The organism is Paenibacillus whitsoniae, from assembly GCF_003955665.1.
Taxonomy (GTDB): domain Bacteria; phylum Bacillota; class Bacilli; order Paenibacillales; family NBRC-103111; genus Paenibacillus_E; species Paenibacillus_E whitsoniae.
Window position 1 is genome coordinate 1 of record NZ_RXHU01000094.1, and the last position, 25,339, is coordinate 25,339.

A 25,339-nucleotide genomic window follows, 5' to 3' on the forward strand; every position below is an offset into this window, starting at 1 on the left:
ATAAAAACCATACCTACTACTTTATATGAAACAAAATAAACGGAGCGCCGCGGCTTTGTGGGCTCCGTTTTATAATTTATTATGAAACCTCACACCCTTCTTCTTTTTTTTTTTGTGTTTGTCAGTCAAATTCCATCATTCTTTAGAATCGTTTCAAAATTGGTTAGTCTGATTGTTTCGTGCCATCGTATTTCAATATGATCGTTGAAATGTACCATTGCAATTGTTGAACCGTCGTTATATATATAAAGTATATTAATATAGGATAGGAAAAATGGTGCTCCCCCTTTTAGCGAATCGGGTATTAAAAGTATAGCCCTACACACGAACAATGATCGTTCGCAAATTTATGTATGCGCTTTATTTTTTATAGGAGGGGATGCCGACATGAATCCGTTTAAAACACAAAAAGGGTTTTACAAGATATTAGTAATGTTTATTGTAGCCATTAGTATTCCAGCTATCACAATTGGCTATTTGGGTATTCGTAACAGTACGACACATATTATTAGACAGGTAGATAAATCTAGTAATTTTCTCTTGCTTGAAAAGAAATTGTTTATCGAGCAGCAGATGTCCGAAATTGAAAATGTGATGAACCAAATCATGGCAAGTGATGAAGTGTGGAAAATGTTCGAGCCAAATGTGACGTATGCAACCCGATCTCAAACCATGGTAGAAGTAATCAAGTATTTTAACAAACTCGTAGGTACGAACAAAATGATTACTTCCATTTATCTAATAAATAAAGAAGAAGATTATGTAATTACCGATTCCAAATATAGTTTGAATGACTTCTATGACCAAGATATATTACGGATTGATTCAAGAGGGATTTTCACGGTTTTGCAGCCGCGTAAAGTGATTATGCTTAATGGGATCCAAAGGAATCTGCTTAGCACTGTTCGAACTTTTAAGGATGTATCCAGTAATGCCGCGATGCAAATTGTCATTAATATGGACTACCGTGATTTTTTGAGCAGTCTTCAAACGAGTGAGAATTCAAAACAAATGGACCTGCTAATCTTCAACGATAACAACCAAATCATCGTTAACAATACGGGGATCGAACAGGAACTGTTACAGAAACAATTAACAATGATCCGGAATGCGGAAGGTTCCTCACTACAACATACAATAAATGAATCCACATATTTTTTGAGTAAAACACATTCAGACTTTCTAGGATGGTCCGTTGTTTACGAACAACCCTTTGAGCAAGTTGTCGATTCAACCAAGCTATTGAGGAATGTTCTTATTTATTCGTTAGTGATCGTGTTACTATTATCATTCGTAATGGCATATTTATTTTCTTACTTTTTGTACAGACCGCTCGCACGGCTTGTTTCTGATATTCGTAAAAGGATGAATGTAGGCAAGGGAAGAGATGAATACACGCTTATCGATGGCGCGGTGAATACCTTATTTCAAGAAAATCATACGTTGCAGTCTCAATTCGGACTCGCTTTTCCTTTCATGAAGCAGCACTCTGTGTTTGAATTGTTGAGCGGTAAAATTTGGGATGATGAAAAATTCCATGCGATTGTACAATTACTTGGTAAGTCGTTTGATATGTCGCGATTTGTAGTCGGAGTCTTCGATTTCGAAAATAGGGAATTGACCGATAGTTTAATTGAAAAAGTCGAACTATTCTTTGATGAGCGATTTCAGGCAACCCTACATTCATCGATGAGCGAACGTCGACTTGTTATCATTCTGAATACAGAACTACAAAAAGATGATATCTACGAGTTATTTGGGGAACTGAAGGAAACGCTGAATGAAGCTGATGTAGAAATTACTTTGGCCATTAGCCCGGTTTTTGAAAGTCTGGATAAGCTATTTCTTGCCTATCAAGAAGCGCTGCAGCTTCTTAACCGTAAATTCTTTATTGGTAAAAATGAAATGATTGTTAAAGAAACCGTGGATGTCATGGAGTCGAACGGTAGATTTTACGATAAGAATCTTGAAGAAACTTTATTAGATAGTATCCGGTCTCAGAACCTTGAAAAGTCAATGGAAGTGGTAAGTGACTTAATTCGCATGCTTGCCAGTCAGCCCTACTCAATCGCATATGTGAAATACGCGATATTCCAAGTTTGTACGAATATCATTGGCGCGTTGGCAGAAGTAGGGGGCCGCTTAGAAGAAGCAGGAATTGATGGTCCGAGCATTTGGAATAGTGTGCAGTCAGCAGATACGCTTGCAGAACTTGAGCAACTACTCATACGCTTTATATGCCAAAGTATGAATGTGACAGCAGATTTAAAGCAAAAACAACATACGGAACTCGTAGGAAAAACAATGGAATTTATCCAGAGGCACTATCACTTGGATTTATCTTTAAAGGATGTTTCGACGAATGTATATTTAAGTCCCGGCTATTTAAGTTCAATTTTCAAAACGGAAACTGGGATGACAATTTTGGATTATATAACGCAAGTTCGTATGGAAGAGGCTGTTAAGTTGATTATGAGCTCAGATGCGAAGATCCAGGATGTCGCCCTCGCGGTAGGTTACAATAATACGCAAAGTTTTATCCGTCTATTCAAGAAAGCATATAAAATGACACCTCTTGAGTATCGCAGGAAGATCATTCTGACGTGATTGATGATGATAATGCTCCCTCTACTTGAAGAATTTCGGTGGAGGGAGTATTTATTTTGGTTAACATGAGCAGCTTTTCAATTGTGAAAATTTCTTTGGAAGGTGATTTTGGGAAAAGGAAATGGGATATCGGGCAATTCGATAAAAATATGGGGAAAATACCATGAAAATTCTTTGTATTTCATATTGATCGTTAGATTCGTTCATTTACGATGCCCTGAAAAGGTCTATATACTTGGGTTGTAGCCATCTGAAAGCCCTTTCAATTTAAGGTTGTGCTATGAAGAAAATATACAGGGGGGATAAAGAAATGAAACTGCTGCACATCGCTGAAGCCGATTCCCGATTTCCAACAGAGGGACCGTTCTTAGATGCGCTGCGGGAATTTGGGGAGCTAACGGTCATTCGTAACGATGGCACGATGACGGATGAAGAAATGGCATCGCACATTCGGGAGCATGATGTCCTTCTTACGATTTGGGGGTCAAGTCCTGTGCCCGAACAGATCGCACAGAATCCTGGTCGGCTATCTTACATCTGCAACATTTCGGGAGGAATCAAAGGTTGGATACCACTTTCAATTATTGAAGCAGGCATACCCGTAACCAATTGGGGAGATGCCATTGCAGCGGATGTAGCGGAAGCTGCATTTACACTCCTACTGGCTTCATTAAAAGAATTGCTTCCACAACAGTTAGCGGTACGATCAGGCGGTTGGCATCGAAATGACCGTCGAGTAGGCATGATGTATGGCTTAAGAATCGGAATTTATGGTATGGGGGTAATTGGAAGAAAGTTTGTTGATTTTCTGCGCCCATTCGAATGCCACATCCATTATTATGATCCCTATTTGTCTTCAACTACAACACTAGAGGGCTGTAAGCGTTACGACAGTCTAGTGGAACTTGCGGCTGATTGCGACGTGCTTGTCATTCATGCTGGTTTGACGGAAGAAACCCGGAATTCGGTTAACGCAGAAGTATTGTCGCATTTGGCGGACTATAGTATTGTCATTAATACGGCTCGCGGAGATATCATTGATCAAGATGCACTATTCGCTGAACTGCAAGCAGGGAGATTACGCGCTGGGCTCGATGTCATCGCAGATAATGATAGGCTCGCAGAGGACCATCCGGCACGTATGTGGCCAAATGTACTATTTACGGCACATGATCTCTTCTATGCAACTTGGAATATGCCAAAGTTACAAAGATACGAACGGATATGCTTGGATAATTTACAACGCTTTCGAGAAGGCAAGCCGCTGCTGTTTAAGTTCGATCGGGATCGATATCTGCGAAGCACATAATTAAGCCGAATCTTGTATGAACAGCAGGAAACAATAAACAAGATCTGGGAGACGTATATAATGAAGCTATCGTTCACAACGCTTGGATGTCCAGCATGGTCCTGGGAGCAAATCATCGACGAAGCGGTTCGTTACGGTTATGACGGAGTCGAACTTCGAGGTATTTCAGGGGAACTGCGATTAAGTCGATGTGATGCATTGCACAGTGACCGTTTGGAGGCTTCCATCGCCTATGCTGCAGCGCAAGGAATCAAGATCATTTGTCTTGATACTTCGTGTGTATTCCATGATGATAGCAAGTTCGCTGCGGCCATTGAAGAGGGTGTGGAGACGATTGACTTGGCTGTTAAAATGGGCGCTCCTTATATCCGCGTTTTTGGCGACTTAATTCCGAGCGACCAAAAAGAATCCGATATCGTTCGCCAAGTTGCCCGAGGCTTACAGATGCTAGGGCTTTACGCCGAAAACAAAGGGATCAGTGTGCTTCTAGAGACACACGGGGATTTCTCGTCATCCCAGCGGATCCTTGATGTCCTTCGGCAAACATCGTCGCCGGCGATAGGGATCATTTGGGACGTTCATCACACGATAAAGTATGGTGTCCAAGAACCACCGTCTGAAACGTGGCGTCAACTACGGCCTTATATCCGGCATATCCATCTGAAGGATGCACGGGGGGAAGGTAAAGACATCACACCAGTTCTTGTCGGTAAAGGAGATTTGCCTCTACCAGATATTATAAAACTCCTTTCTGAAAGCGAATACATGGGATGGCTTTCGTTTGAATGGGAAAAAAAGTGGCATCCTGACATTGAGGAACCTGATATTGCACTACCTGCGTATATGTCGTACATGCGCCAGCACATTCAATAGTTTAATAAAAAATGGGAGGTTATTTAAATGTCCAAAAAGAAAGCACAGAGCATGACAGTTGCATCGGTTCTAACCTTGGCTATGATCACGGGCTGCTCATCCAATAACGACACTTCTTCTTCACCATCAGCTGCATCCACTTCAACAGCTGCGGCAACAAAGCAGCCGACTGCAACACTAAAATTGGCAGTTCTCGAGACTTATCCGGGTGTCACTTTAGACAACAAAACGACTCATTATATTGAAGAGAAGACCAACACAAAATTGGACATCACCGTAATTCCTAGCGGGGATCTTGAGAATAAGCTGCAAGTTATGCTGGCTTCTGGCGACAAACCGGATATCATCCAGTTGAGTACGGATACGCTAGAGATGAAGCTGACAAAATCAAATGTGTTGCTTCCCCTTAATACCTATTTCGATAAAGCGCCCAATCTTAAAAAATTTGGCGATGGCGGCCTATGGGACATTATGAAGCATAACGATAACAATGTGTATACGATTCCGATTCGCGGCAGCGCGATTGACAATATTCCGATCTACCGCAAGGACTGGCTGGATAAAGTTGGACTGAAGGTGCCAACAACATTGGATGAGTATTACGCTGTAGCCGATGCGTTCACGAACAAAGATCCGGATGGAAATGGTAAAAAGGATACGTATGCACTTAGCGCATATACGGCCGGCGGCAATGTTGATTTATCGTCCATGGATATGGTCTTTAGTGCTTTTGGAACATTGCCAGGGAACTGGATTCTTCAAGACGGGAAGCTTGTGCCTGGTGCTGTAGCACCTGGAGCACTGGATGCACTCAAATTTCTAAATAAAATGTATAAGGAAAAAATGATTGATCCTGAATTCATCACTGACAATGCCGCCAGGTTTAAGGACAAAGTGATAAAAGGTACTGTCGGCGCGCCAGTCTATCGATATTTTTTAATGGATACTTCAAATATTAACAATTACTATACACCGCTTAAACAAAACAATCCCAATGCTGAATTCGTTGAAGGCGGAATTCTCAAAGGGCCAAAACAAAATGGCATTGGCTACCGTATGCTTACTCAACGTGGTTGGCTCAAAACGGCGATTACCAAGGATTCTAAAAACATTGATGCAGCAATTCGAGTACTTGATTTCTTGGCATCAGATGAAGGAAATATGTATGAGAATTATGGGGAAAAAGGGAAAGATTACACATTGGATAACAATATTGTGAAACAGCTGATCAAGGACGAGGAAATCAAAGCAGCTGGCATTGGACAGTTAAAACTTGCATTCAATTTCATGTATAATCACACCTCACAGCGTTTCCAAGAGTTATATAAATTCGCTCATACGATCGGGTACCGAAACCCAGCCGATGGCTTGGTGATCGATGACAACTCGAAAGCAACAGAGCTAGGCCAATTTACTTCCCAACAGTTTACTAAAATGATATTGAATGAGGGTCCCATCGACGACTTATTCAAAGACTTTGTAACGGAGTTTTACAAACGTGGTGGCACCGACTACACCAAAGCTATGAATGACGCTTACCTGGCAAAAACAAAAAAATAGACGAGTTGTTACGGAATACTGGAAAGAGCGGATGATTGTGTGAATTCCGCTCTTCGCCAGACCGGACAGCGGAGAGGGGTGCATCATGGAAACAACGCAAACAACTGAGAGAAAAAAAATCATATGGAAGAATAAAACAGTTTTTCACGATTTGCGAAACGATAAATATTTGTATCTGATGCTGTTGCCAGGGTTATTGTATTTCCTTATTTTTAAATATGCTCCTCTTTATGGCATCGTAATTGCCTTTAAAGATTATGATATTTTTCAAGGGATATGGCAAAGCGATTGGGTTGGATGGAAAAATTTCCAAGATGTCTTTCAGTACTCGGATTTTTGGAAGATCTTCCGTAATACAATTCTAATCAGTGTATATAAAATTATATTCGGTTTCCCAGCACCGATCATCGTTGCACTATTGCTGAATGAGCTAGGCAACCGTTTCTTTAAGCGGGCGATCCAAACGATTTTATATTTGCCTCATTTTATTTCGTGGGTTGTCATTTCAGGATTTATTTTGGCCATTTTATCTCCGAACAATGGCGTTGTTGCACTCGTTTATGAATGGTTTGGCCAAGAACCGCGCAATTTGCTTATTGACCAGAATCTGTTTCGAAGCATACTTGTTGCCTCTGATATTTGGAAGGATCTTGGCTGGGGCACGATTATCTATTTGGCGGCGTTGACACAGGTGGATCCCTCGCTTTATGAGGCGGCTATCATGGATGGAGCGGGTAAATGGAAGCAAACGTGGCACATTACGCTTCCATCTATACGAAATGTCATTATTTTGCTTCTTATTTTGCGTATCGGGTTCTTGATGGGAGCCGGATTTGAGCAAATATTAGTCATGCAGAACTCTGCTGTAGCAGAAGTCAGCGAAGTTTTGGACACATTTGTTTTTAAATACGGTCTGCAGCAAGGGAACTACAGCTTTGCTACTGCAGTCGGCGTGTTTAATTCTGTTATCGCGCTAATTCTCGTACTTGCAGCGCAATGGGTGAGCAAGTTATTCGGGGAAGAGGGGTTGAGCTAGATGAAAAGGCATCGTAATCTTCGTCTTTACCCGCTTGTCCTCAATACCGGGTTTGTACTTCTTGGCCTGATTATGTTTTATCCTTTCTGGTATGTGTTGATGTTTTCTTTAAGTGATCCGACACATGCCTCTGTCAACAAATTGAATCTGTATCCCGAGCATTTTTCATTATCGACATACAAATACGTGCTTTCCCAGAAGTTCCTGTATGTTGGCTTTAGAAATACGCTGATCGTCACGATTTTCGGAACACTCATAAGTATGGTGCTTACAATCGGATGTGCATACCCGCTAGCTAAAAGCAGTTTGCGTTGGCGCAGTCCTATCTTTTCAATTATTTTTTTTACAATGTTGTTTAATGGCGGCTTGATTCCTACCTACCTCGTCATCAAGCAATTGCATTTGGTTGACACACTGTGGGCGTTAATGTTGCCGTCAGCCGTTAGTGTTTACAACATGCTAATTATGATTAAGTTCTATAAGGGAATTCCAACTGAATTGATCGAATCGGCAAAAATGGACGGCGCTAATGATTTGTTCATTCTATTGCGCATCATATTGCCTTTGTCGGGCGCCGTTAACGCTACGATTGGCTTGATTTACGCGGTAGCAAGGTGGAACGAATATCTGCCAGGCATCATCTACATTCATGATCAGCAAAAACGAGTCTTGCAGGTCGTGCTAAATGGGATGCTTAAAGAGGAATCACTTGCGAATCAGCCTGGATTAAGTGATATGGCATCGTCGCCGGAAAGCATCAAGATGGCGGCCGTTGTCGTCAGTATGGTGCCAATTCTGCTCGTCTATCCCTATTTGCAAAAGTATTTCGTCAAAGGCATGCTGATAGGTTCAGTGAAAGGGTAGTGAATACGAAAAATTGAATACGAAAAATTACACTTAAGTACCGTCAATTGGCAGTACTCTATAAGGGGGTGATCATCAAGAAAACCCATTATTTCTATTGGTAAAGTAATAGAATGGCATGGTTCAAACTTTTTAAGAGTGAAAGGAAGTGTTGCATTTGATAGGAAAATGGAGATCTAGCAAAACAAGCGTTTCCCGAATTCTGATTGCGTTATTACTGTTCACATTAGTTCCTGTTTTTCCAGGCCTAACGTCTGAGAAAGTTCACGCGGAAGCTGCACTGCCCTACAGTGAAAACTTTGAAAGCGGAATTGTCGCAGATTGGTCTGTTGTGGATGGCACATGGGCAATCACGAATGATGGCTCTAAGGTTTATCAGACTGTAGCGACTGATTCCATTGCAAGAAGTGTATACGGGGCTCCCACATGGGATAATTATTCAGCTTCAGCTGACTTCAAGATTAACAGTTGGGGCTCGACCCAATTTCAAACGGTCGGTTTATTGACCAGGTATATCGATACAAATAATTACTATTTGTTTACGTATGACCTAGGCGTTCTGAATATCAAGAAAAAGGTGGGTGGTGTCATCAGCGTACTGGCAAGCACACCTTTTCCCCTTCCTATTGGCTCATGGCATACCATTGAGGCTGTGAGTGATCATTCTCGCCTTAAATTGATCATGGATGGAGTCGAAGTGCTGTCCACAGTGGATTTGACCTTCTCCGCAGGGCCTGCTGCGCTAATCACTGCATTCGGGAATGTCAGCTTTGATAATATCTCTATAGAGGCGACACCAGCTTCCGCGGATGTGACAGTTCCCAGTGTTTCGACAGGTGTGGCAGCCCGGGAGACAGCATTTGGCCGTGTCGATATAGACTGGAATGCCGCAACTGACAATGATGCAGTGGCTGGCTACGGTGTATATCGTGATGGCATCCTGCTGGGGAATACATCCAATCGTTATTTTGCAGACACACAAGTGGCTCAAGGTACGACTTATCAATATACCGTGAGGACGATTGACGCTTCGAATAACTACTCCGCCTTTAGCGCGGCTGCATCGGTCACAACGGTGACAACCGCATCAGCGAATACCGTAGGCTTACCTTTTACCGACAATTTTGAGCAAGGTGATTCTCATTATTGGACGGTTGTTAACGGCAACTGGAGCGTAATCAACGACGGAACGAAAGCATTGCGAACGTCAGAGAGCGATTCGATTGCCCGTTCACTACATGGATCCGGTACATGGGATAACTATACGGCAGAAACGAAGTTTAAAGTCGATAACTGGGGCTCAACAAGTTTTCAGACGGTTGGCTTGATGACTCGATACAAGGACACGAACAACTACTATCTCTTCACATACGATTTGGGTGTTTTGAACATTAAAAAGAAAGTTGGAGGCACCATAACCGTATTAGCCAGTATGCCATTTACACTCACTAGCGGCACTTGGTATACACTCCAAGCAGTAACGGATCATTCTCGATTAGGTCTGCTGGTCAACGGAAATGAACAGTTGTCGGCTATCGATACGACGTTTACTGTTGGGCCAATGGGACTCATTACCGCGTATGGAGCTGTAAGCTTCGATGATGTAACGATCCAAGCAGCTGCATTGTCGACGGATACGACTGCACCGAGTGTGCCAACAGGCGTTACGGCAACAGAGACAGTTGCAGGACAGGTAACGGTGTCTTGGAACAGTTCAACGGACAACGACGTCGTTGCGGGATATGAACTTCTGCGCAACGGCACTGTGATTGCGGTCAATTCGTCGCTTACTTTCATAGATAATCAAGTAGTACCAGGCAACTTCTATAGCTATACGGTAAAAGCTTTTGATGCGTCTGGCAACTATTCAGTCCCTAGCAGTGCTGGGACAATTACGACAGCACCTTTCACGAATAATACCTCATTCCGCTCAGACTTGATTGGCGTTCACCCAAGGTTGATTGTAAATCCGGGCATGTCCGCTGAGCTTCAGCGTAGAACAACGGCTTCTGGATATCAAGGGTTCTATAGCGCTATGCTGACCCAAGCGAACAACGCGCCTGATACGATAAATTGGTTTTCATCGGCTGTTGGCAACGATAACAACTGGGAGAATGTGTCTTTTCGGTTACCGACGTTAGCGATGGCTTATAAAGTAACTCAAAACGAAGCCTATAAAACCAAGCTCCGCACCTATGTGCTCGATTTGATTAACCGGCCGCAGTGGGGCGATGAAAACACCGATTATGGTGGTTCAGCAGCTAATGCTACCGGCTTAATTGGCATAGGGTATGCCTATGACTGGGCTTACGATGCCTTCAGTGAAGCTGAACGCTCGCAGATTGCGGCGAAGCTGAAGCAGCAGTCGAAGAAGCTGTACGACGAGTTTTTCAATCATTTATCAGGCACGCTGGCCTACTGGAAAAGTGATTATCAAAACAATCATCGCCATTTCCGTATCGAAGGTCTTTTGGTTGGCACAAGCGCTATCTTGGGAGATATCGGAGATTCGGAAGTTGCAACCATGTATAGTTTTGCAGAGCAGGAGCTGCAAACACTTGTTGCTCAGATTGCGCCTGATGGTTCCCAGCACGAAAGTCCGCATTATATGTCTTATGGGGATGAACATGTCGTTCGTGCGATTGCGTCCTATGCGTCCGTTACAAATAACTCCTCTCTGTGGACCGCATCTGTACACAATATGGGCCTGTTTAAGACATACTTATACGGCCCAGGATATACGACACTTGCTCGCTATGCAGATGACTATAATGCCCGAGGATATTTTAATAACTTCCTATTCAAGCTCGCTTCCAAATATCAAGATGCCAAGCTGCAGGCAATGGCTCTGGCTGCCTATGCTGTCGATCCGAATTCTTACTCCTGGCATGTATGGGACTTCCTGTATTACGATGACACGCTCGTTCCTGATACAACGCCGCAGAATCATTGGGCCTATTTCCCTGATCTGGAAATGGCGAATTTCCGGAGTGGTTGGGGAACGGACGATCTGAGTGTTACTTTGAAGAGCGGGCCACCAGGAGGTCACAAATTAAATGAATGGCGTGATCACATCAGCCCTAATGGAACTTATATTAACGTAGGACACGATCGCCCGGATGCCGGTCATTTCAGTATTGATTTTGGTGATAAGCATTGGGGAGAGTATCCACCATATGACAAGATTGACAGATGGACGAAAGATATTAATACGCTGTTGGTCGACGGAACCGGTCAGAGAGGGGAAGGGAATATCGCATTCTTTCAGCCGTACTCCGATATGAGAGATGTCGCCAAAATCAGCGAATTTTTTGGAACACCGGGATATGGCTTCACGACGGGCGACTTGCATAAATCATATGTTGACATGAGTCGTATGGATCGAAATGTGATGCTCGTCGACGGCGAGTATGTCATTGTATACGACGATTTGCTTTCAGCGAATGGTGCAAGAAACTACCAGTTTCTCTTTAATAACAAGGGTACTTGGACAGGCGATGCAAACAGCGGCTACACCATCACACAAGGTTCCGACAGCATGCAATTGTTCATGCTTCAGCCTGATAACCTTCAAGCCGTGTTATCTCCTGCCTCTAAGGTGGAAATGGGTACGAATCTGAATGTTAGCAATACAGTACCGTCAGAAAAAGCAAACTTTCTGGGGCTATTCTATCCGAATATAAATGGCCGTTCACTCGTTGTGAAACCTCAAATTACCAAAGATACAGAAGGTACTAAGATGGTTGTAACGCGTGATGGCGGGAAAACGGATTGGATTGGCTTTCGAGGGGGCAGTACAGGAACGCTTACAACGACGGATGCTAAGGCCGATGCAAAATCCCTGGTATTCACAAAGAACGGTACCTCTATCGAAAATGCGATGATGATTCAAGGGACTGCATTGACGCTTCCTAATCAAAGTTTCCTTTTCAGTCAGCCGCTAAATGTACGGTATGAAAACATGACGGGCGGGTTTAAGCTGTGGGCAGAAAATTCACAAATGACTACCCTTCCATCCAGCCAAATGGAGGTTACAGGATTAGGTCCAAATACAATCTACACCTTGCAATGGAGTAACGGCACATCTCAACCAATAACTTCGGATGGTGTAGGTAAAATATCGGTTAACTTAGATCTGACTCAGAAGGATTTATCTGTAGTGGTAAGCGGAACGATGTTACCCGATACAAACGCTCCGACGGCACCACATGGATTAAGTGCTGTTTCGACAGCAAGTTATTCTGTAAATCTCAACTGGGACGCTTCGACTGATAATATTGGAGTCAGCCATTATGAGGTGTACAGAAACTGTGCATCGATCGGTACTTCTTTCGGTACATCGTTCACTGACACAGGCTTGACTGCATCATCCCGCTATTTCTATTCGGTTGTGGCTTATGATTACAATGGTAACGCATCTGGAGGACTCGGACGCTGTTTAAATACGCAGATTCCGGACCTACCTCCAAGTATACCTGGTAATTTAACCGGTGGAATATCAGGTAAATCTGTTGCGCTATCCTGGCATTCATCAAGCGATGACCACGGGGTAACAGGATATAAAGTATTCCGTAATGAAACGGAGATCGCAACGGTAACGGATACGACCTACAAAGATTTTAATATCAACTCAACAACGTCGTATTCGTATACAGTGAAAGCATTTGATACAAGGAATAGCTTATCTGGTTCAAGTTTGCCATTTGAATTAACAACCCCAAACTTCCTAGTCTACGCCAACTTTGAGAATGGCGCTTCTGATTGGACTGTAACTTCTGGAACTTGGAATGTTGTTAATGATGGTAGCAACGTGTATAAGTCTAATACCACTTTCGACAACTCTGCTGCAATTGGAAGTACATCTTGGACGGATTATACCGTGGAAACGAAAGTAAAGGTGAACAACTGGTCATCCACAAATTCGCCGAATGTTGGTATCCGGGCACGGTTTACGGATGTAGACAACTATTATTTCTTCGGTTATAAGAACGGAGACTTGACCATTTTCCGAAGAGTTGGAGGTCACAACTATGGCGGAATGGCAAGCAAGCCATTTACTTTTGAAAATGGCGTTTGGTATACGTTCAAAGCTGTGGTGCAGGGGACAACACTGAAGCTGTATGTAAATGGAAATTTGGAATTGACGGCAACAAATAGCGTTCTGACATCGGGTAGAGTGGGAATTGATAGCCGCTTCGGTGACTCGAGGTTCGACGATTTTACAGTAACTCAATAAGAGGCGAAAAGGAAGTGTTGCAAAAATGATAGCAAGGAAACGAAGGAATTCGATGCTGCGCTTTCGTCTACTGAATGTGATTTCGGTGGCAATGTCCCTGTTGTTGCTTACTTCTCATGTAGGTGCGGTTTCAGATACCACACCACCGACTGCGCCTTCTGGTTTAACGGCGGAACCAGTTTCCGAAAGTACAGTTTCACTTGGTTGGAATGCGGCAACAGATGATATTGGCGTTGATCATTACACCATTTTTCGCGACTGTGCATCCGTTGGAACCACGGTAGGAACGAGTTATACGGACGTTGGATTAACGGCATCGACAGATTACTTTTATTATGTACTTGCCTACGATGCAGCGAATAACGAGTCCGGCGGCGGTGGCGCATGCGTGACTACACTTACACCGGACCTAACACCACCTTCCACTCCTACAAGCCTGGCAGCAAAAATGGAGGGGAAATCAGTCGTGCTGACATGGTCGGCTTCAACAGACGATCGTTTGATGAGCGGTTATAAGGTATATCGAAACGGGGTTCAAATAGGCACCACGAACAACCTTTCGTATACAGATTCATCAATTGCTTCTCTAATGAGCTATTCTTATACAGTTAAAGCAGTCGATGATAGTGGAAATGAATCTGCTTCCAGTACTGCATCTGCAGTTACAACGCCAAACTTTTTGTATTTCACCGATTTTGAGAATGGCGCCGCCGATTGGACTGTTGTTTCAGGTACTTGGAGTACAGTGTATGACGGTAGTCGCGTCTACAAATCTAGTACCACGTTTGATAACTCTTCTAAGATTGGAGAGGGATCCTGGTCCGATTACACCGTAGAAACGCGGGTGAAAGTAAACAGTTGGTCGTCTACAAATTCACCTGATGTAGGTATTCGTGTAAGGTTTACGGATAATAAGAACTATTATTTACTTGGCTATAAAAATGGTAATTTGGTTATTAACCGTACAGTTGCCGGAACGGGTAATGGCGGCACAAGTAAACCATTTACACTCCAAACTGGACAGTGGTATACGTTCAAGGCAGTCGTTCAAGGCAGCACACTTAAGCTATATGTAAACGGCAACCTTGAGTTAACTAGAACAGATAGCATGTTGCCTACAGGCGCAGTGGGAATCGAAAGTCGATTTGGTGATTCTAGGTTTGATAATTTTACTGTTACACAATAACACGAATGGGGGGGGCAGGGGCGCTTAACGATTTCACCGCTGACGCTTGGTACAGTTCAGCTTGGCATGCCCTACGGCATTGCTAATCAGCTGGGTCAGCCGGATGAAGCGATGGCAGCGCGTATTTGAATCCCGCCTTGAATGGCGGGATCACCTGTCTGGATACTGCGAGCGTTTATGGTAACTTGCTTGGGATTTATGGCGCCTTGGCTGACTCTCTTGCAGAATATTGACGATCAAGAGGGCATGTCTGTGCCAGAGCTGGCTTTTTCGTATATTGATCACATGCCGGGGATCGCTAGTATTGTCTTCGGCGTGGAGTCGCCGGAACGTGTGCAGGACAACATAGCGCTGCTGCGCACGCCGGCTATCCGGGAGCAGACGCTGCATGAGATGGCGAAAGCATTTGCGGATGTGTCTGAATTTGTGATCACGCCTTCCCGTTGGAAGGGTAAATAAACGATAATGATTCACCAAACTTAGAAGAAATGGGAGAACGATATGGCGAAATATGTAAAGCAGGGCCAAGTTCAGACTGGATTTACAATGATGGAGGATGCCGTCTACAAGACGGTTAGAGACGTCATTCAGGATGTAGCGGTCAATCAAGATGCGGCCGTTCGCAAATTGTCTGCGCAATTTGACCAGTGGTCGCCAGAATGTTTTCGCCTTAGCGAGGCGCAAATTCAAACGATTATCGCCCGTGTTCCAGACAGGGTCAAAGAAGATATTCGCTTTGCGCAGCAGCAGGTGCGCCATTTTGCACAGCAACAGCTGGGAACGCTGCGCGATCTGCAGGTTGAGACGCTGCCCGGCGTCATTCTGGGCCATAAGCACATTCCCGTTAGCAGCGTTGGCTGCTATATCCCGGGCGGTCGCTATCCGATGGTAGCCTCCGCGCACATGAGCATTTTGACGGCGAAGGTGGCTGGCGTCCAGCGTGTTATCGCCTGTACCCCGCCGATCAAAGGGGAAATTCCGGCGGCAACGGTCTGCGCGATGGCGTACGCAGGCGCAGACGAGATCTACGTGCTTGGGGGCATTCAAGCAATGGCAGCGATGGCGCTCGGGACGGAGTCGATCGAGCCCGTCGACATGCTGGTCGGCCCCGGCAATGCCTATGTTGCTGAGGCAAAGCGTCAGCTATTCGGCAAGGTCGGCATCGACCTGTTCGCCGGTCCGACCGAAGTGCTCGTCATCGCCGATCACACGGCCGACGCGGAGATGGTGGCTACCGATCTACTCGGGCAGGCCGAGCACGGGCCGACATCGCCAGCCGCGCTTATCACGACCTCTGAGGCTCTCGCTCGGGAGACGTTGACTGAAATCGAGAAGCAGCTGCTCAAGCTGTCGACCGCTGACGTTGCCGGCGTGGCTTGGCGAGACTACGGAACGGTGATCGTCGTGGAAAGTCGGGAGGAAGCTGTTCGGGAAGCGGACCGACTTGCGTATGAGCACGTGGAGGTGCTGATGGAAGACCCGGATTTTTTCCTGGCGAATATGAAAAATTATGGGGCTTTGTTTCTCGGACCTGAAACGAACGTCGCTTACGGCGATAAAGCAATCGGTACGAATCATACATTACCCACCAAAGGCGCTTCCAGGTACACCGGCGGCCTATGGGTAGGAAAATTTTTGAAAACCTGCACCTATCAGCGCTGTACGGAAGAGGCAAGTCATCTGATCGGCTCATACGTCTCGCGATTATGCGAAATTGAAAATTTCTGGGGTCATAAAGAGCAGGCGGATTTACGTGTACGCAGATATAGCGCCCATGGAGGAAAGGTATGAGAATTGTTTCCTATGTTGAGAATGGCGCGCAAAAAGCAGGCATTCAACGGAAGTAGGCGTGTTGCCGCTTCCTTGCAAGTTGGAAGAAGTCGTGGAGCTTGGGCCAACGCAGCTAAATGAATTTCTACCGGTCGCTAGGGGGTTCAAAAAAGGAGAGCAGCCAAATGAAAGAGATTCCTGATAAATTAGTCGTACTTACTTTCGATGATGCGTTGAGTAACCATGCAACGTATGTAGCTCCAATATTGAAGAAATACGGGTTTAATGCAACATTCTTTGTATGTGAGTTTCCTCCTCTTAGCCTAGATGGTGGTGTTCCTTGTCCTGGTTTTGAAAATAAGGAATTCTATATGAGCTGGGAGCAGATTGCTGAATTGAATGAGGCAGGCTTTGAAATTGGAAATCATACGATGCATCATCGTTTCGTTACAATTCCACGGGAAGAATTACTTAAAGAAATACAGGATCTTAATCTACGTTGTATGGAAAATGATATACCAGTACCTATATCCTTCTGCTATCCGGCTAATGTTACAAGTGAGGAAAGTCCAAGCGTGTTAAATGAGATAAGATTTCAATGGGCTAGGAGAGGAGGAGAATCTGTGTATGATCCTGAAGTCCATCATCCCCTCCTTATTCCATCTTTTGAAGCGCCGTTAAAAAAGGATATTAATGAGTTTGCAAAAATGGTGAATCAAGCCAAAGAAGGAAAAATCATAGTTCTTTATTTTCATGGAATCCCTGATCTTGCTCATCCATGGGTTTCCATGGAGCGGGAAGCATTTGAAGCATATATGGAATATTTGTTTAAAAATGATTTTAAGGTTTTTGCTATGAGAGAACTTTCTAATTATATGGATCCATTGGAATTACAGGCGAAAATTCGTTTAGGTATATAGCATAATGTCAGAATGGATATTAGTTATGACAAGTTTGTTATGGGCGGGTAATTTTGTTGCAGGGAAATTTACTGCTGGTCATGCACCAGTCATAGTACTGGCTGAGTTACGATACGGAATCGCTGTTTTAGTTATGATCCCTTACATTTGGATAATGGAACGACGATTATTGCCCGTTCGTCAAGCTGTACCTGCCTTAATCGGCATGGGGGTAACAGGTGTCGCACTTTTTACTGTATTCATGTTTTGGGCGTTGGAGCACACCTCAGCTACCAATATTGGTTTATTATCGACACTTAATCCCATTGCTATTGCTTGTGTATCTTATATGTTGCTTGGAGAAAAAATGTCCATGCGACAAGCTGTAGGTATGGTTGTCTCCTTAGGCGGCGTGTTGTTGGTTATTACACACGGAGAATGGGATAGATTTCTAGGACTACAATTTAATAAAGGTGATTTATTGATGCTTGCTGCGGTGGCGGTTTGGGGATTATATACGGTCATTGCTAAAATTGCGATGAAGTATATGACACCAATCGCTAGTGCGTTGTGGTCGGGTATATTTGGCTTTTTACTATTGCTTCCGTTTACAGGGAAGTACATTACATTCATTGAAGTGTCGCCTGCTTTTTGGGGTGCCATTCTTTATATCGGTATAGGCGCAACAGCTTTAGCCATGGTGCTATGGAATATTGGCGTTCATCGTGTCGGGGGTACGCGAGCTGGCATTTTTCTAAACTTAAATCCGATTTTTACAGCTATCTTAGCTTATCTATTTTTAGGAGAAAGCATGAACGGAGCACAATGGATAGGCACTGTAGTTGTGATTGGCGGAATGCTGATATTTAGTAGAAACCAGGTAAGAAAATGAGATAAGGAGAGGTAACTTCTATGGAGCAATCGCAATTTGATTATCCTGGAGGCCACAATGAAGGATACCCCGATACCTTCAAGCAATTGTTTAAGGAAATTTTATTTAGCAATGGCTTCTAAAGAACAGAAAATCGGTACTATGGTTTATCCGGGTTTTAGTGATGGGTTGCGAGAACAGATTTTATGCGAGGGTATTGTCAGGAGCCATTTGGAAAGCAAATGGGCTTCTATAAGAGAATAGGGAGATGGAGGCCGCTATGACAAATGCAAACGGGCTTCTTCAAGGTAAAATCGCGCTGATAACCGGAGCTGGTTCAGGAATCGGAAGAGCAACAGCAATGGCTTTTTCCGAAGAAGGGGCGAAGATATGCCTTATTGACCGGGATCTGGATCGTTTGTTGGAAGTGAAAGAAGAGTTGCTTGGGATTGGCGCTGAAGTATTAGCTTTAGAGGCCGATGTACAAGACAGCTTCCACTTAAAGCAGGCTATCGATAAAGCGGGAGAATGGAAGAACGGGTTGGACATTGTGTTCTCCAATGCAGGGGTTGTAGGGTTGCTGACTCCTATTGAGCAAATGCCGGAAGAAGAATGGCGGCGAATCCTTGACATTAACCTGACGGGAACGTTCCTGACGTTGAAGCATTCGATCGCATGGATGAAGGCCAAAGGCGGAAGCGTAATTATGAACAGCTCCATACATGGCAGCCGGGTATTTAACAGTTACGGGATGACGGCTTATGCCGCTTCGAAGAGCGGGATGAATGCATTAGCCAAGATGGCTGCAGCAGAGCTTGCCCCCAATAAGATTAGAGTGAACCTTATTTACCCTGGGGCGATCGATAGTCACCTAAATGGTAATCTGATCCGATCCGAGGCATTATCGAAAGTAGGCGTACCGGTTGAATATCCTGAAGGCAAATATCCCTTTGGCAAAGGTACACCCAAACAAGTGGCAAAATTGGCCGTATTTCTGGCGTCGGATTTGTCGGATTATATGACCGGTTCAGAGATAACGATTGATGGTGTCAGATCCTTAGTCTAGGCCTGTCCTACTTGCCGAAAAAACTTAAACGTTGAATTTAGGAGGACTTTCTGTGTTTTTGGAGACCGCAAAGCATGCAGCGAGAGAAGCGGGAAAGCTCATCCGTTCCCGCTTTGAAGCTGATATTACTACGGAGGAGAAGAGCTCAAGCTTTGACATCGTGACGGACGTGGACAGAGCCTCAGAAAAACTGATCAAGGATTATATAATGGCTAGTTATCCGGATCATTCTTTTCTTGGTGAAGAAGAAAGTTATGGAGACGAATCGGCACTTCACTCGACATTAGAGAGTGCCTCAAAACAGCCTTATTTATGGATTGTTGATCCCATTGACGGCACAAGTAATTTTGTACATGGGCTTCCGGGTTTTTGTGTATCCATTGCGTTAGCGTGCTATGGGGTATTGACTGTGGGTGTCATTTATGATCCCCTGAGGGATATCTTGTATTGGGCGGAAGATGGAAAAGGAGCTTGGTGCGGTGAGAAACCAATATCTGTGTCGAGTAATGCAAATATTGCCGAATGCATATTAAGTACAGGTTTTTCCAGTGATCTCCGGGCACGAAGAGCTGTATTAGCGAGTATTCAAGTGTTGGGGGAACAGTGCCGCACGATTCGTTCGTTTGGATCTGCAGCCCTTCACTTGGCTTACGTCGCATCGGGGAAAATCGCAGCCCACTGGCAATACGGTCTAAGTGTTTGGGATATAGCTGCCGGGGTTTTGCTGGTCCAAGAGGCAGGAGGCAAGGTATCCAATATGTCAGGTAAAGCCTATTGTTTAACAGATAAAGATGTGCTGGCAAGTAATACGGAGCAGCATTCCGCTCTATTAGCCCATCTACAACCGCTGGCCCCCCAACCCAGTAAAGTAAATCCCTTTTAGATCTAAGTTGTGTAATGCAGCATGGTTGCGCTTGCCTCGAAAATCTGATATTAATTAGAACATAAGAAGTTGATATGTGTGACTGGCGTAGCCGTGGAGAGAACCACGAGGAAGCACATATTTCATATGCCGTACGCCTGGGCAAAGCGTTTGATCCTATGGGATTAAATGCTTTTTTTATTTTCAGAGGAGGATGAAAGATGGCAGCGGCGATAAAAGTTTATTTTTCCATGGGGACAGCCCAAAGAAAGGAAGAACGTCTATGAAGCATTTTCATCTGCGATATGGTTGTAATCCGCATCAGGCACCTTCCCGAATTTATTCAAAACAGCAAGAGTTGCCCATTCATATTCTGAACGGAAATCCTGGATACATCAATTTGTTGGATGCGTTGAATGCTTGGCAGCTCGTGAAGGAGCTTAGAGAGCTTTTTCAGATTCCATCAGCGGCTTCATTCAAGCATGTAAGTCCTGCCGGAGCTGCCATAGGCATTCCATTAAGCAAGGAATTACAGCAAGCTTATTTTGTAGAAAACTTGGAATTGACACCTTTAGCGGCAGCATATGCCAGAGCGAGAGGCGCAGATCGCATGTCATCCTTCGGTGATTGGATTGCTTTAAGTGATAAAGTGGATATTGTAACGGCAAAGTTAATCGCAAGCGAAGTATCTGATGGGGTTATCGCCCCCGAGTTTGAACCGGAAGCGCTGGAGCTGTTGTGCAAGAAGAGGAAGGGACAATATACGATTATTCAAATCGATGCTCACTATGTCCCAGACGAACTAGAGTGCAAAGATGTATTTGGTATCACATTTGAGCAAAAAAGAAATATGTATAACATAAATGGAAGCTTGTTGGCCAATCTGGTTACTGAGAATAAAAATATTCCCGATGACGCTAGGAAGGATCTACTCCTTGCCCTAGCTGTAACGAAGTATACTCAATCCAATTCCGTCGTTCTTGCGAAAGAGGGGCAAGCGATTGGCATCGGGGCGGGGCAGCAATCTCGAATCCATTGCACAAGATTGGCAGCGAATAAAGCGGACATATGGTATTTAAGACAACATCCCAAAGTATTCCATCTGAGGTTCAAAGATGGGCTTTCAAGATCAGAGAAGGATAATGTAATTGATCAGTATCTGAATAATAGCTTATCGCCAAATGAAGAGAGATATTTACTTGCAAGCTTGATGGAGAAGCCTGAAAAAATAAGCTCCGATGAAAAGAAGGACTGGTTGTCCCGCTTGACTGAGGTAAGTTTGTCTTCCGACGCCTATTTTCCATTTAGAGATAATATCGACCGGGCGGAACGAACAGGCGTTACCTATCTCGTACAACCGGGAGGATCCGTACGCGATGATGATGTGATCCGTGCTTGCAATGAATACGGAATGTCTATGGCTTTTTCCGGGATAAGATTATTTCATCACTAAGAACTTCATTCCCAGCCAATTTTTGCTCTCCGCGCAAAATATGCTAAGATAGATATGGGCAGATTCATACTTTGCGCATATGCGCGCAAGGATTCCAAAAATTGGGAGGTTGTCGTATGGAAGATTATTTTTTGGTGAAAGATGGCAGGATTGTACGCTGGGATGGACTGACACTGGGAGGAACGAAAATCCGGGTTGATGAATTGATCGAGTCTTTTGGACGGAAGGCTCTTGATGAAATTGAACAGTATGGTTTCTTCAGTATAAAGAAATCTTAAGACTTTTCCAAAGAATAATGCCTCTGCCTCTATGAAATAGGATCGATACAATGAACCGTCAAGGTAAACTTCCCTGGCGGTTTTTCTTCGTGCCAGCCAGTACTTGGTTTTTCCAAAAAACGGCAACTGACCGTTTCCCTCTATCCATTTCTCTCATAGAATACTATGTATTTTAATAGATTGCGAGGGAGGTGAACGTTCATGTCCGATAAAGTTGTATTGTCCACTGGCGTGTTGACGCGAGAACCCGGCACGATAACAGCCGTTGTCAATCTTGTGAATCTTGAAAGGAGAGACAGCCATCGGGTCATCGTTGAGGTATGGGATTGGTCATCTTACTCGACGCCTACTAAGTTACCAGTGCTCATTGGCGACAATGTGCCTGTCATTTTCCCGTACCGCCTAGCCGCTCAAAATCTCGCTGTCATGTATGCAGACTTAGACGAAACCGTCGATCTCTACGAAGTTCGTATTACGCTTCCCGATGAGGAGAAAGTGATTGCGAACTGCTTCGGCAGAAGCCTCCCGCCTTACGCTAGTCAAGAAGGGAATACGGTTTTGCAAAAGCAGTTGGTTAAAATCAATTAAGCCTGGTCTTGATGAGAACCTTCAATCCCACTTAATAGGGGGTTGAGGGTTCTTTTCGTTACTTTCCATCCGGGAAGCAGAAGGAAAGCCTTTCTTTTTGAAGGCATCTCTCGTATAGTTAGAATTCTATGAGGAAAATTACGAAAATGGAAAGTAAATATTACATTTCATAGGAGTTGTCTAACGGAATCATGATGAAGAAAGAAATGGCACATATTCGCAAGCAATTTAAATTGGATCATGAGATGCTCCGTCTTTTCGACATTTTTAACGTGTATATTATGAAGGAAAGTAACGAGATCTACCATTACGAGCGTCAGCCGTTCGGCTTATTGGACAGGGAGAAACAGGAACTCTACATGGCCAATTTCAAAAAACTACTGACCGGTGAGTTGGATCAGAAGCTGTTCGAGTTAAAGTTTCAGGAGGAAGCGGACCAACCGACGCAGGTTCTTCTCCATCAAGCCTTGGTGACGGGCAGTCCGGATGAGTGGCAAGATCTGATGCTTTTGTTAGTGGAGAAAATGCTGGCAGACACCAAATACGAACAGGATACGGTCATTACTTTCGTTAAGGGGCAATATTCCAAGCCGACGAAGGCGAGGAACGATGAGGCCGAGGTGAGTGAAAAGGACGAGATGTTCGCAAACTTGTTCATTTTGTGCAGCGTGAATTCCACGGAACAACAGCGGAAAACGCTCATGTTTGATTATGTCGAGCGGGAATTTAAGTATAATGTTTTCGTAGATCCGATCATCAAATTGAACACACCGGAGCAAGGTTTTTTCTATCCTAGCGTGACGGACAACTATTCCGATGTCAATCGCATTGTGTATTGCGCTGGGAAAGTGAATGAACCGAATCCACAATTCATAGAGCAAGTTTTAAATGCCGAGAAGACGGTGACGGCGCTCGAAGAGAGAGCTATTTTTGAAGAGATTGTGAAGGAAGTGGCGGGCGAACAACTGGATGCCACGACGATCGCGCAGGTGTACGAGGAAGTTCATCGGGTCATCGAGTCCCATGAAGAAGAAGAGCCGCCGAAGCTGGATTTTACAGATGTCGAACGCATGCTGAAGGTGAGCGGTGTGGAAGATGTGACGAAGGAAAAGGTGGAACGCGCGTTCCAAAACGTTGTCGATGACAGAAACTATGAGCTTAAAGCGAGCAGTGTCATTCCGAAGTTCACTTCCAAATCGATTAAAATTGAAACGAAGGTAGCCACGATTTCGGTTAGTCCCCAAGACTTAAAATACGTGAGACAGGTGAATTACCAAGGAAAACGCTGCATTATGATCGAGGTCGACGAAGATGTCGTGATTGAAGGATTTACACTCAATACGGAGATGTTGTAAATAAAAAACGGAGCGCCGCGGAATTGCGGGCTCCGTTTTTTATGGCATACGGCAACTTCCCTTCATCCCTCGTTATCCATGTTTAATCTTAGTTATTTAAAGAGACCCTAGAAATCAACTATTCTTAGTCATGTAAGCACATTCATTTTTCAAGGACATGGGAGGTCAACAATCAGATGAAAAAATCATTCACACCATGGATTGGCGCGGGGACAACATTCGTGATGGCGGCAACTTTGCTTGCCGGCTGCGGCAGCGCTACGAATACAACGCAGGAAACAAGCAAAGCGGGCGGTGCGGCCGCAACAGCAGCGGCGAAGCCTTTTGCAGGCAAAACGATCTCGCTCGTAACGGCGAATCACCCTTGGGCGGATGCGATTAAGCCGCTGCTGCCGGATTTTGAGAAAGAAACGGGCATTAAAGTGAACGTGGAGAGCTTCTTCGAAGATCAGCTGACGCAAAAGCTGACGGTGCAGTTCACGTCGGGCTCGGCGACGCCGGATGTGTTCATGTATCGCCCGCTGCAAGAAGGCAAGCTGTTCTTCAAAAATGGCTGGGTTCAACCGTTGGATGATTATGCGAAAAAGGATCCGAATTACGATTTCAAGGATTTCTCTCCTTCCGCGATCGGTTCCACAACGGTAGATGCGAAGCTGGCGGGCATTCCGATTATTACCGAGCAGGAAATTTTGTACTACCGCAAGGATTTGCTGGAGAAGGCGGGCATCGCAGTTCCGAAAACGCTGGATGAGCTGCAAGCCGCGGTGAAAAAGCTGCACGATCCGAAAAACGAAATGTACGGTTTCGTCGCGAGAGGCCAACGTTCGCCGCTCGTCACGCAAGTATCTTCGTTCCTGTACTCGGAAGGCGCAGACTTCACGAATGGTGACAAAGCGACGATCAACACGCCGGAGGCAGTCAAAGCGTTTACGACTTACGGCACACTACTGAAAGACTATGCACCTCCAGGCGTGCTGAATATGTCCTGGCCGCAAGCGTTCGGCATTTTCGCACAAGGTAAAGTGGCGTTCCTGACGGATGCGAACTCACTTTACAACAACGCGATCGATCCTGCGAAGTCGCAGGTGGCCGATAAAGTCGGATTTGCCGTCTTCCCTGGCGGAAAAGCAGGCTCCAAGCCGTACAGCATCACATCCTGGGGCCTGGCGATGAACGCCAAATCCGGCAACAAAGATGCGACGTGGGCGTTCATTCAATGGGCGACAAGCAAAGATGTCGTGCTGAAAACGCAGCAAAAAGGCAACCCTGGCGCACGCGCTTCGGTATGGGATAAACCGGAAGGCACAACAGGATTCCCGGCTGCGCTCGTTCCGATCATTAAAGAAAGCGCCAAAACCGGTGTTGACCACGACCGTCCGACGGTGATCAGCGTGGGCGAAGCGCGTGACGCGGTAGGCGAGATCGTGCAGAAGCTGATGACCGGCGAAACGAATATTCAACCGGTAGCGGACAAAGCGAACCAAGCGCTGCAAACGATCATGGATAAAGATAAAACAAAGTAAGGT

At 44.8% G+C, this 25,339-nt stretch carries 19 protein-coding genes and 1 riboswitch; all 19 genes read left to right on the forward strand.

What is annotated here, in order from left to right:
* The first annotated feature begins 387 nt into the window (after positions 1–387).
* On the forward strand, positions 388–2,607 hold the full coding sequence (locus EJQ19_RS26750; protein WP_126144287.1) for a helix-turn-helix domain-containing protein: 2,220 nt from the start codon (positions 388–390) through the stop codon (positions 2,605–2,607).
* 310 nt (positions 2,608–2,917) lie between these two features.
* Positions 2,918–3,916, forward strand: coding sequence for an NAD(P)-dependent oxidoreductase (locus tag EJQ19_RS26755; protein WP_164716730.1), 999 nt, complete (start codon positions 2,918–2,920; stop codon positions 3,914–3,916).
* Positions 3,917–3,976: 60 nt separating this feature from the next.
* On the forward strand, positions 3,977–4,789 hold the full coding sequence (locus EJQ19_RS26760; protein ID WP_126144289.1) for a sugar phosphate isomerase/epimerase family protein: 813 nt from the start codon (positions 3,977–3,979) through the stop codon (positions 4,787–4,789).
* A 27-nt stretch (positions 4,790–4,816) separates the two neighbouring features.
* On the forward strand, positions 4,817–6,349 hold the full coding sequence (locus tag EJQ19_RS26765) for an extracellular solute-binding protein (protein WP_126144290.1): 1,533 nt from the start codon (positions 4,817–4,819) through the stop codon (positions 6,347–6,349).
* 85 nt (positions 6,350–6,434) lie between these two features.
* Positions 6,435–7,385: an ABC transporter permease gene (locus EJQ19_RS26770; RefSeq protein WP_126144291.1), complete on the forward strand. Its 951-nt coding sequence runs from the start codon at positions 6,435–6,437 to the stop codon at positions 7,383–7,385.
* Positions 7,386–8,249, forward strand: a complete 864-nt coding sequence (locus EJQ19_RS26775; protein WP_126144292.1) for a carbohydrate ABC transporter permease — start codon at positions 7,386–7,388, stop codon at positions 8,247–8,249. It abuts the gene before it with no gap.
* 157 nt (positions 8,250–8,406) lie between these two features.
* Positions 8,407–13,485, forward strand: coding sequence for a LamG-like jellyroll fold domain-containing protein (locus EJQ19_RS26780; RefSeq protein ID WP_126144293.1), 5,079 nt, complete (start codon positions 8,407–8,409; stop codon positions 13,483–13,485).
* Positions 13,486–13,510: 25 nt separating this feature from the next.
* Positions 13,511–14,671, forward strand: a complete 1,161-nt coding sequence (locus EJQ19_RS26785) for a LamG-like jellyroll fold domain-containing protein (protein ID WP_126144294.1) — start codon at positions 13,511–13,513, stop codon at positions 14,669–14,671.
* Between the two features lie 252 nt (positions 14,672–14,923).
* Positions 14,924–15,130: a hypothetical protein gene (locus EJQ19_RS26790; protein ID WP_164716731.1), complete on the forward strand. Its 207-nt coding sequence runs from the start codon at positions 14,924–14,926 to the stop codon at positions 15,128–15,130.
* Positions 15,131–15,220: 90 nt separating this feature from the next.
* Positions 15,221–16,462: a histidinol dehydrogenase gene (gene hisD, locus EJQ19_RS26795; RefSeq protein ID WP_420901704.1), complete on the forward strand. Its 1,242-nt coding sequence runs from the start codon at positions 15,221–15,223 to the stop codon at positions 16,460–16,462.
* Positions 16,463–16,626: 164 nt separating this feature from the next.
* Positions 16,627–17,361, forward strand: coding sequence for a polysaccharide deacetylase family protein (locus EJQ19_RS26800; protein ID WP_164716732.1), 735 nt, complete (start codon positions 16,627–16,629; stop codon positions 17,359–17,361).
* Between the two features lie 4 nt (positions 17,362–17,365).
* Positions 17,366–18,232 carry a DMT family transporter gene (locus tag EJQ19_RS26805; protein ID WP_126144298.1) on the forward strand — a complete coding sequence of 289 codons (867 nt, stop codon included), beginning with the start codon at positions 17,366–17,368 and terminating at the stop codon, positions 18,230–18,232.
* A gap of 259 nt (positions 18,233–18,491) precedes the next feature.
* Complete coding sequence (locus EJQ19_RS26810; protein WP_126144299.1) at positions 18,492–19,277, forward strand: SDR family NAD(P)-dependent oxidoreductase; 786 nt, start codon at positions 18,492–18,494, stop codon at positions 19,275–19,277.
* Positions 19,278–19,329: 52 nt separating this feature from the next.
* Positions 19,330–20,160, forward strand: a complete 831-nt coding sequence (locus tag EJQ19_RS26815; RefSeq protein WP_126144300.1) for an inositol monophosphatase family protein — start codon at positions 19,330–19,332, stop codon at positions 20,158–20,160.
* 68 nt (positions 20,161–20,228) lie between these two features.
* Positions 20,229–20,310, forward strand: a riboswitch (ZMP/ZTP riboswitch).
* A 43-nt stretch (positions 20,311–20,353) separates the two neighbouring features.
* Positions 20,354–21,592, forward strand: coding sequence for a phosphoribosylaminoimidazolecarboxamide formyltransferase (locus EJQ19_RS26820; protein ID WP_241243100.1), 1,239 nt, complete (start codon positions 20,354–20,356; stop codon positions 21,590–21,592).
* 116 nt (positions 21,593–21,708) lie between these two features.
* Positions 21,709–21,870 carry a hypothetical protein gene (locus tag EJQ19_RS32025; protein WP_164716733.1) on the forward strand — a complete coding sequence of 54 codons (162 nt, stop codon included), beginning with the start codon at positions 21,709–21,711 and terminating at the stop codon, positions 21,868–21,870.
* A 201-nt stretch (positions 21,871–22,071) separates the two neighbouring features.
* Positions 22,072–22,458 carry a hypothetical protein gene (locus tag EJQ19_RS26825; protein WP_126144301.1) on the forward strand — a complete coding sequence of 129 codons (387 nt, stop codon included), beginning with the start codon at positions 22,072–22,074 and terminating at the stop codon, positions 22,456–22,458.
* A gap of 191 nt (positions 22,459–22,649) precedes the next feature.
* Positions 22,650–23,813, forward strand: a complete 1,164-nt coding sequence (locus tag EJQ19_RS26830; RefSeq protein WP_126144302.1) for a DUF4317 domain-containing protein — start codon at positions 22,650–22,652, stop codon at positions 23,811–23,813.
* Positions 23,814–23,989: 176 nt separating this feature from the next.
* Positions 23,990–25,336, forward strand: coding sequence for an ABC transporter substrate-binding protein (locus EJQ19_RS26835; RefSeq protein WP_241243101.1), 1,347 nt, complete (start codon positions 23,990–23,992; stop codon positions 25,334–25,336).
* Positions 25,337–25,339 lie beyond the last annotated feature (3 nt).

Bases quoted from the DNA above. Each gene is read 5' to 3' on its own strand.
- EJQ19_RS26750 (WP_126144287.1), top strand. From the start codon at position 388: ATGAATCCGTTTAAAACACAAAAAGGGTTTTACAAGATATTAGTAATG.
- EJQ19_RS26755 (WP_164716730.1), top strand. From the start codon at position 2,918: ATGAAACTGCTGCACATCGCTGAAGCCGATTCCCGATTTCCAACAGAG.
- EJQ19_RS26760 (WP_126144289.1), top strand. From the start codon at position 3,977: ATGAAGCTATCGTTCACAACGCTTGGATGTCCAGCATGGTCCTGGGAG.
- EJQ19_RS26765 (WP_126144290.1), top strand. From the start codon at position 4,817: ATGTCCAAAAAGAAAGCACAGAGCATGACAGTTGCATCGGTTCTAACC.
- EJQ19_RS26770 (WP_126144291.1), top strand. From the start codon at position 6,435: ATGGAAACAACGCAAACAACTGAGAGAAAAAAAATCATATGGAAGAAT.
- EJQ19_RS26775 (WP_126144292.1), top strand. From the start codon at position 7,386: ATGAAAAGGCATCGTAATCTTCGTCTTTACCCGCTTGTCCTCAATACC.
- EJQ19_RS26785 (WP_126144294.1), top strand. From the start codon at position 13,511: ATGATAGCAAGGAAACGAAGGAATTCGATGCTGCGCTTTCGTCTACTG.
- hisD (WP_420901704.1), top strand. From the start codon at position 15,221: ATGGAGGATGCCGTCTACAAGACGGTTAGAGACGTCATTCAGGATGTA.
- EJQ19_RS26800 (WP_164716732.1), top strand. From the start codon at position 16,627: ATGAAAGAGATTCCTGATAAATTAGTCGTACTTACTTTCGATGATGCG.
- EJQ19_RS26805 (WP_126144298.1), top strand. From the start codon at position 17,366: ATGTCAGAATGGATATTAGTTATGACAAGTTTGTTATGGGCGGGTAAT.
- EJQ19_RS26810 (WP_126144299.1), top strand. From the start codon at position 18,492: ATGACAAATGCAAACGGGCTTCTTCAAGGTAAAATCGCGCTGATAACC.
- EJQ19_RS26820 (WP_241243100.1), top strand. From the start codon at position 20,354: ATGAAAGATGGCAGCGGCGATAAAAGTTTATTTTTCCATGGGGACAGC.
- EJQ19_RS32025 (WP_164716733.1), top strand. From the start codon at position 21,709: ATGGAAGATTATTTTTTGGTGAAAGATGGCAGGATTGTACGCTGGGAT.
- EJQ19_RS26825 (WP_126144301.1), top strand. From the start codon at position 22,072: ATGTCCGATAAAGTTGTATTGTCCACTGGCGTGTTGACGCGAGAACCC.
- EJQ19_RS26830 (WP_126144302.1), top strand. From the start codon at position 22,650: ATGATGAAGAAAGAAATGGCACATATTCGCAAGCAATTTAAATTGGAT.
- EJQ19_RS26835 (WP_241243101.1), top strand. From the start codon at position 23,990: ATGAAAAAATCATTCACACCATGGATTGGCGCGGGGACAACATTCGTG.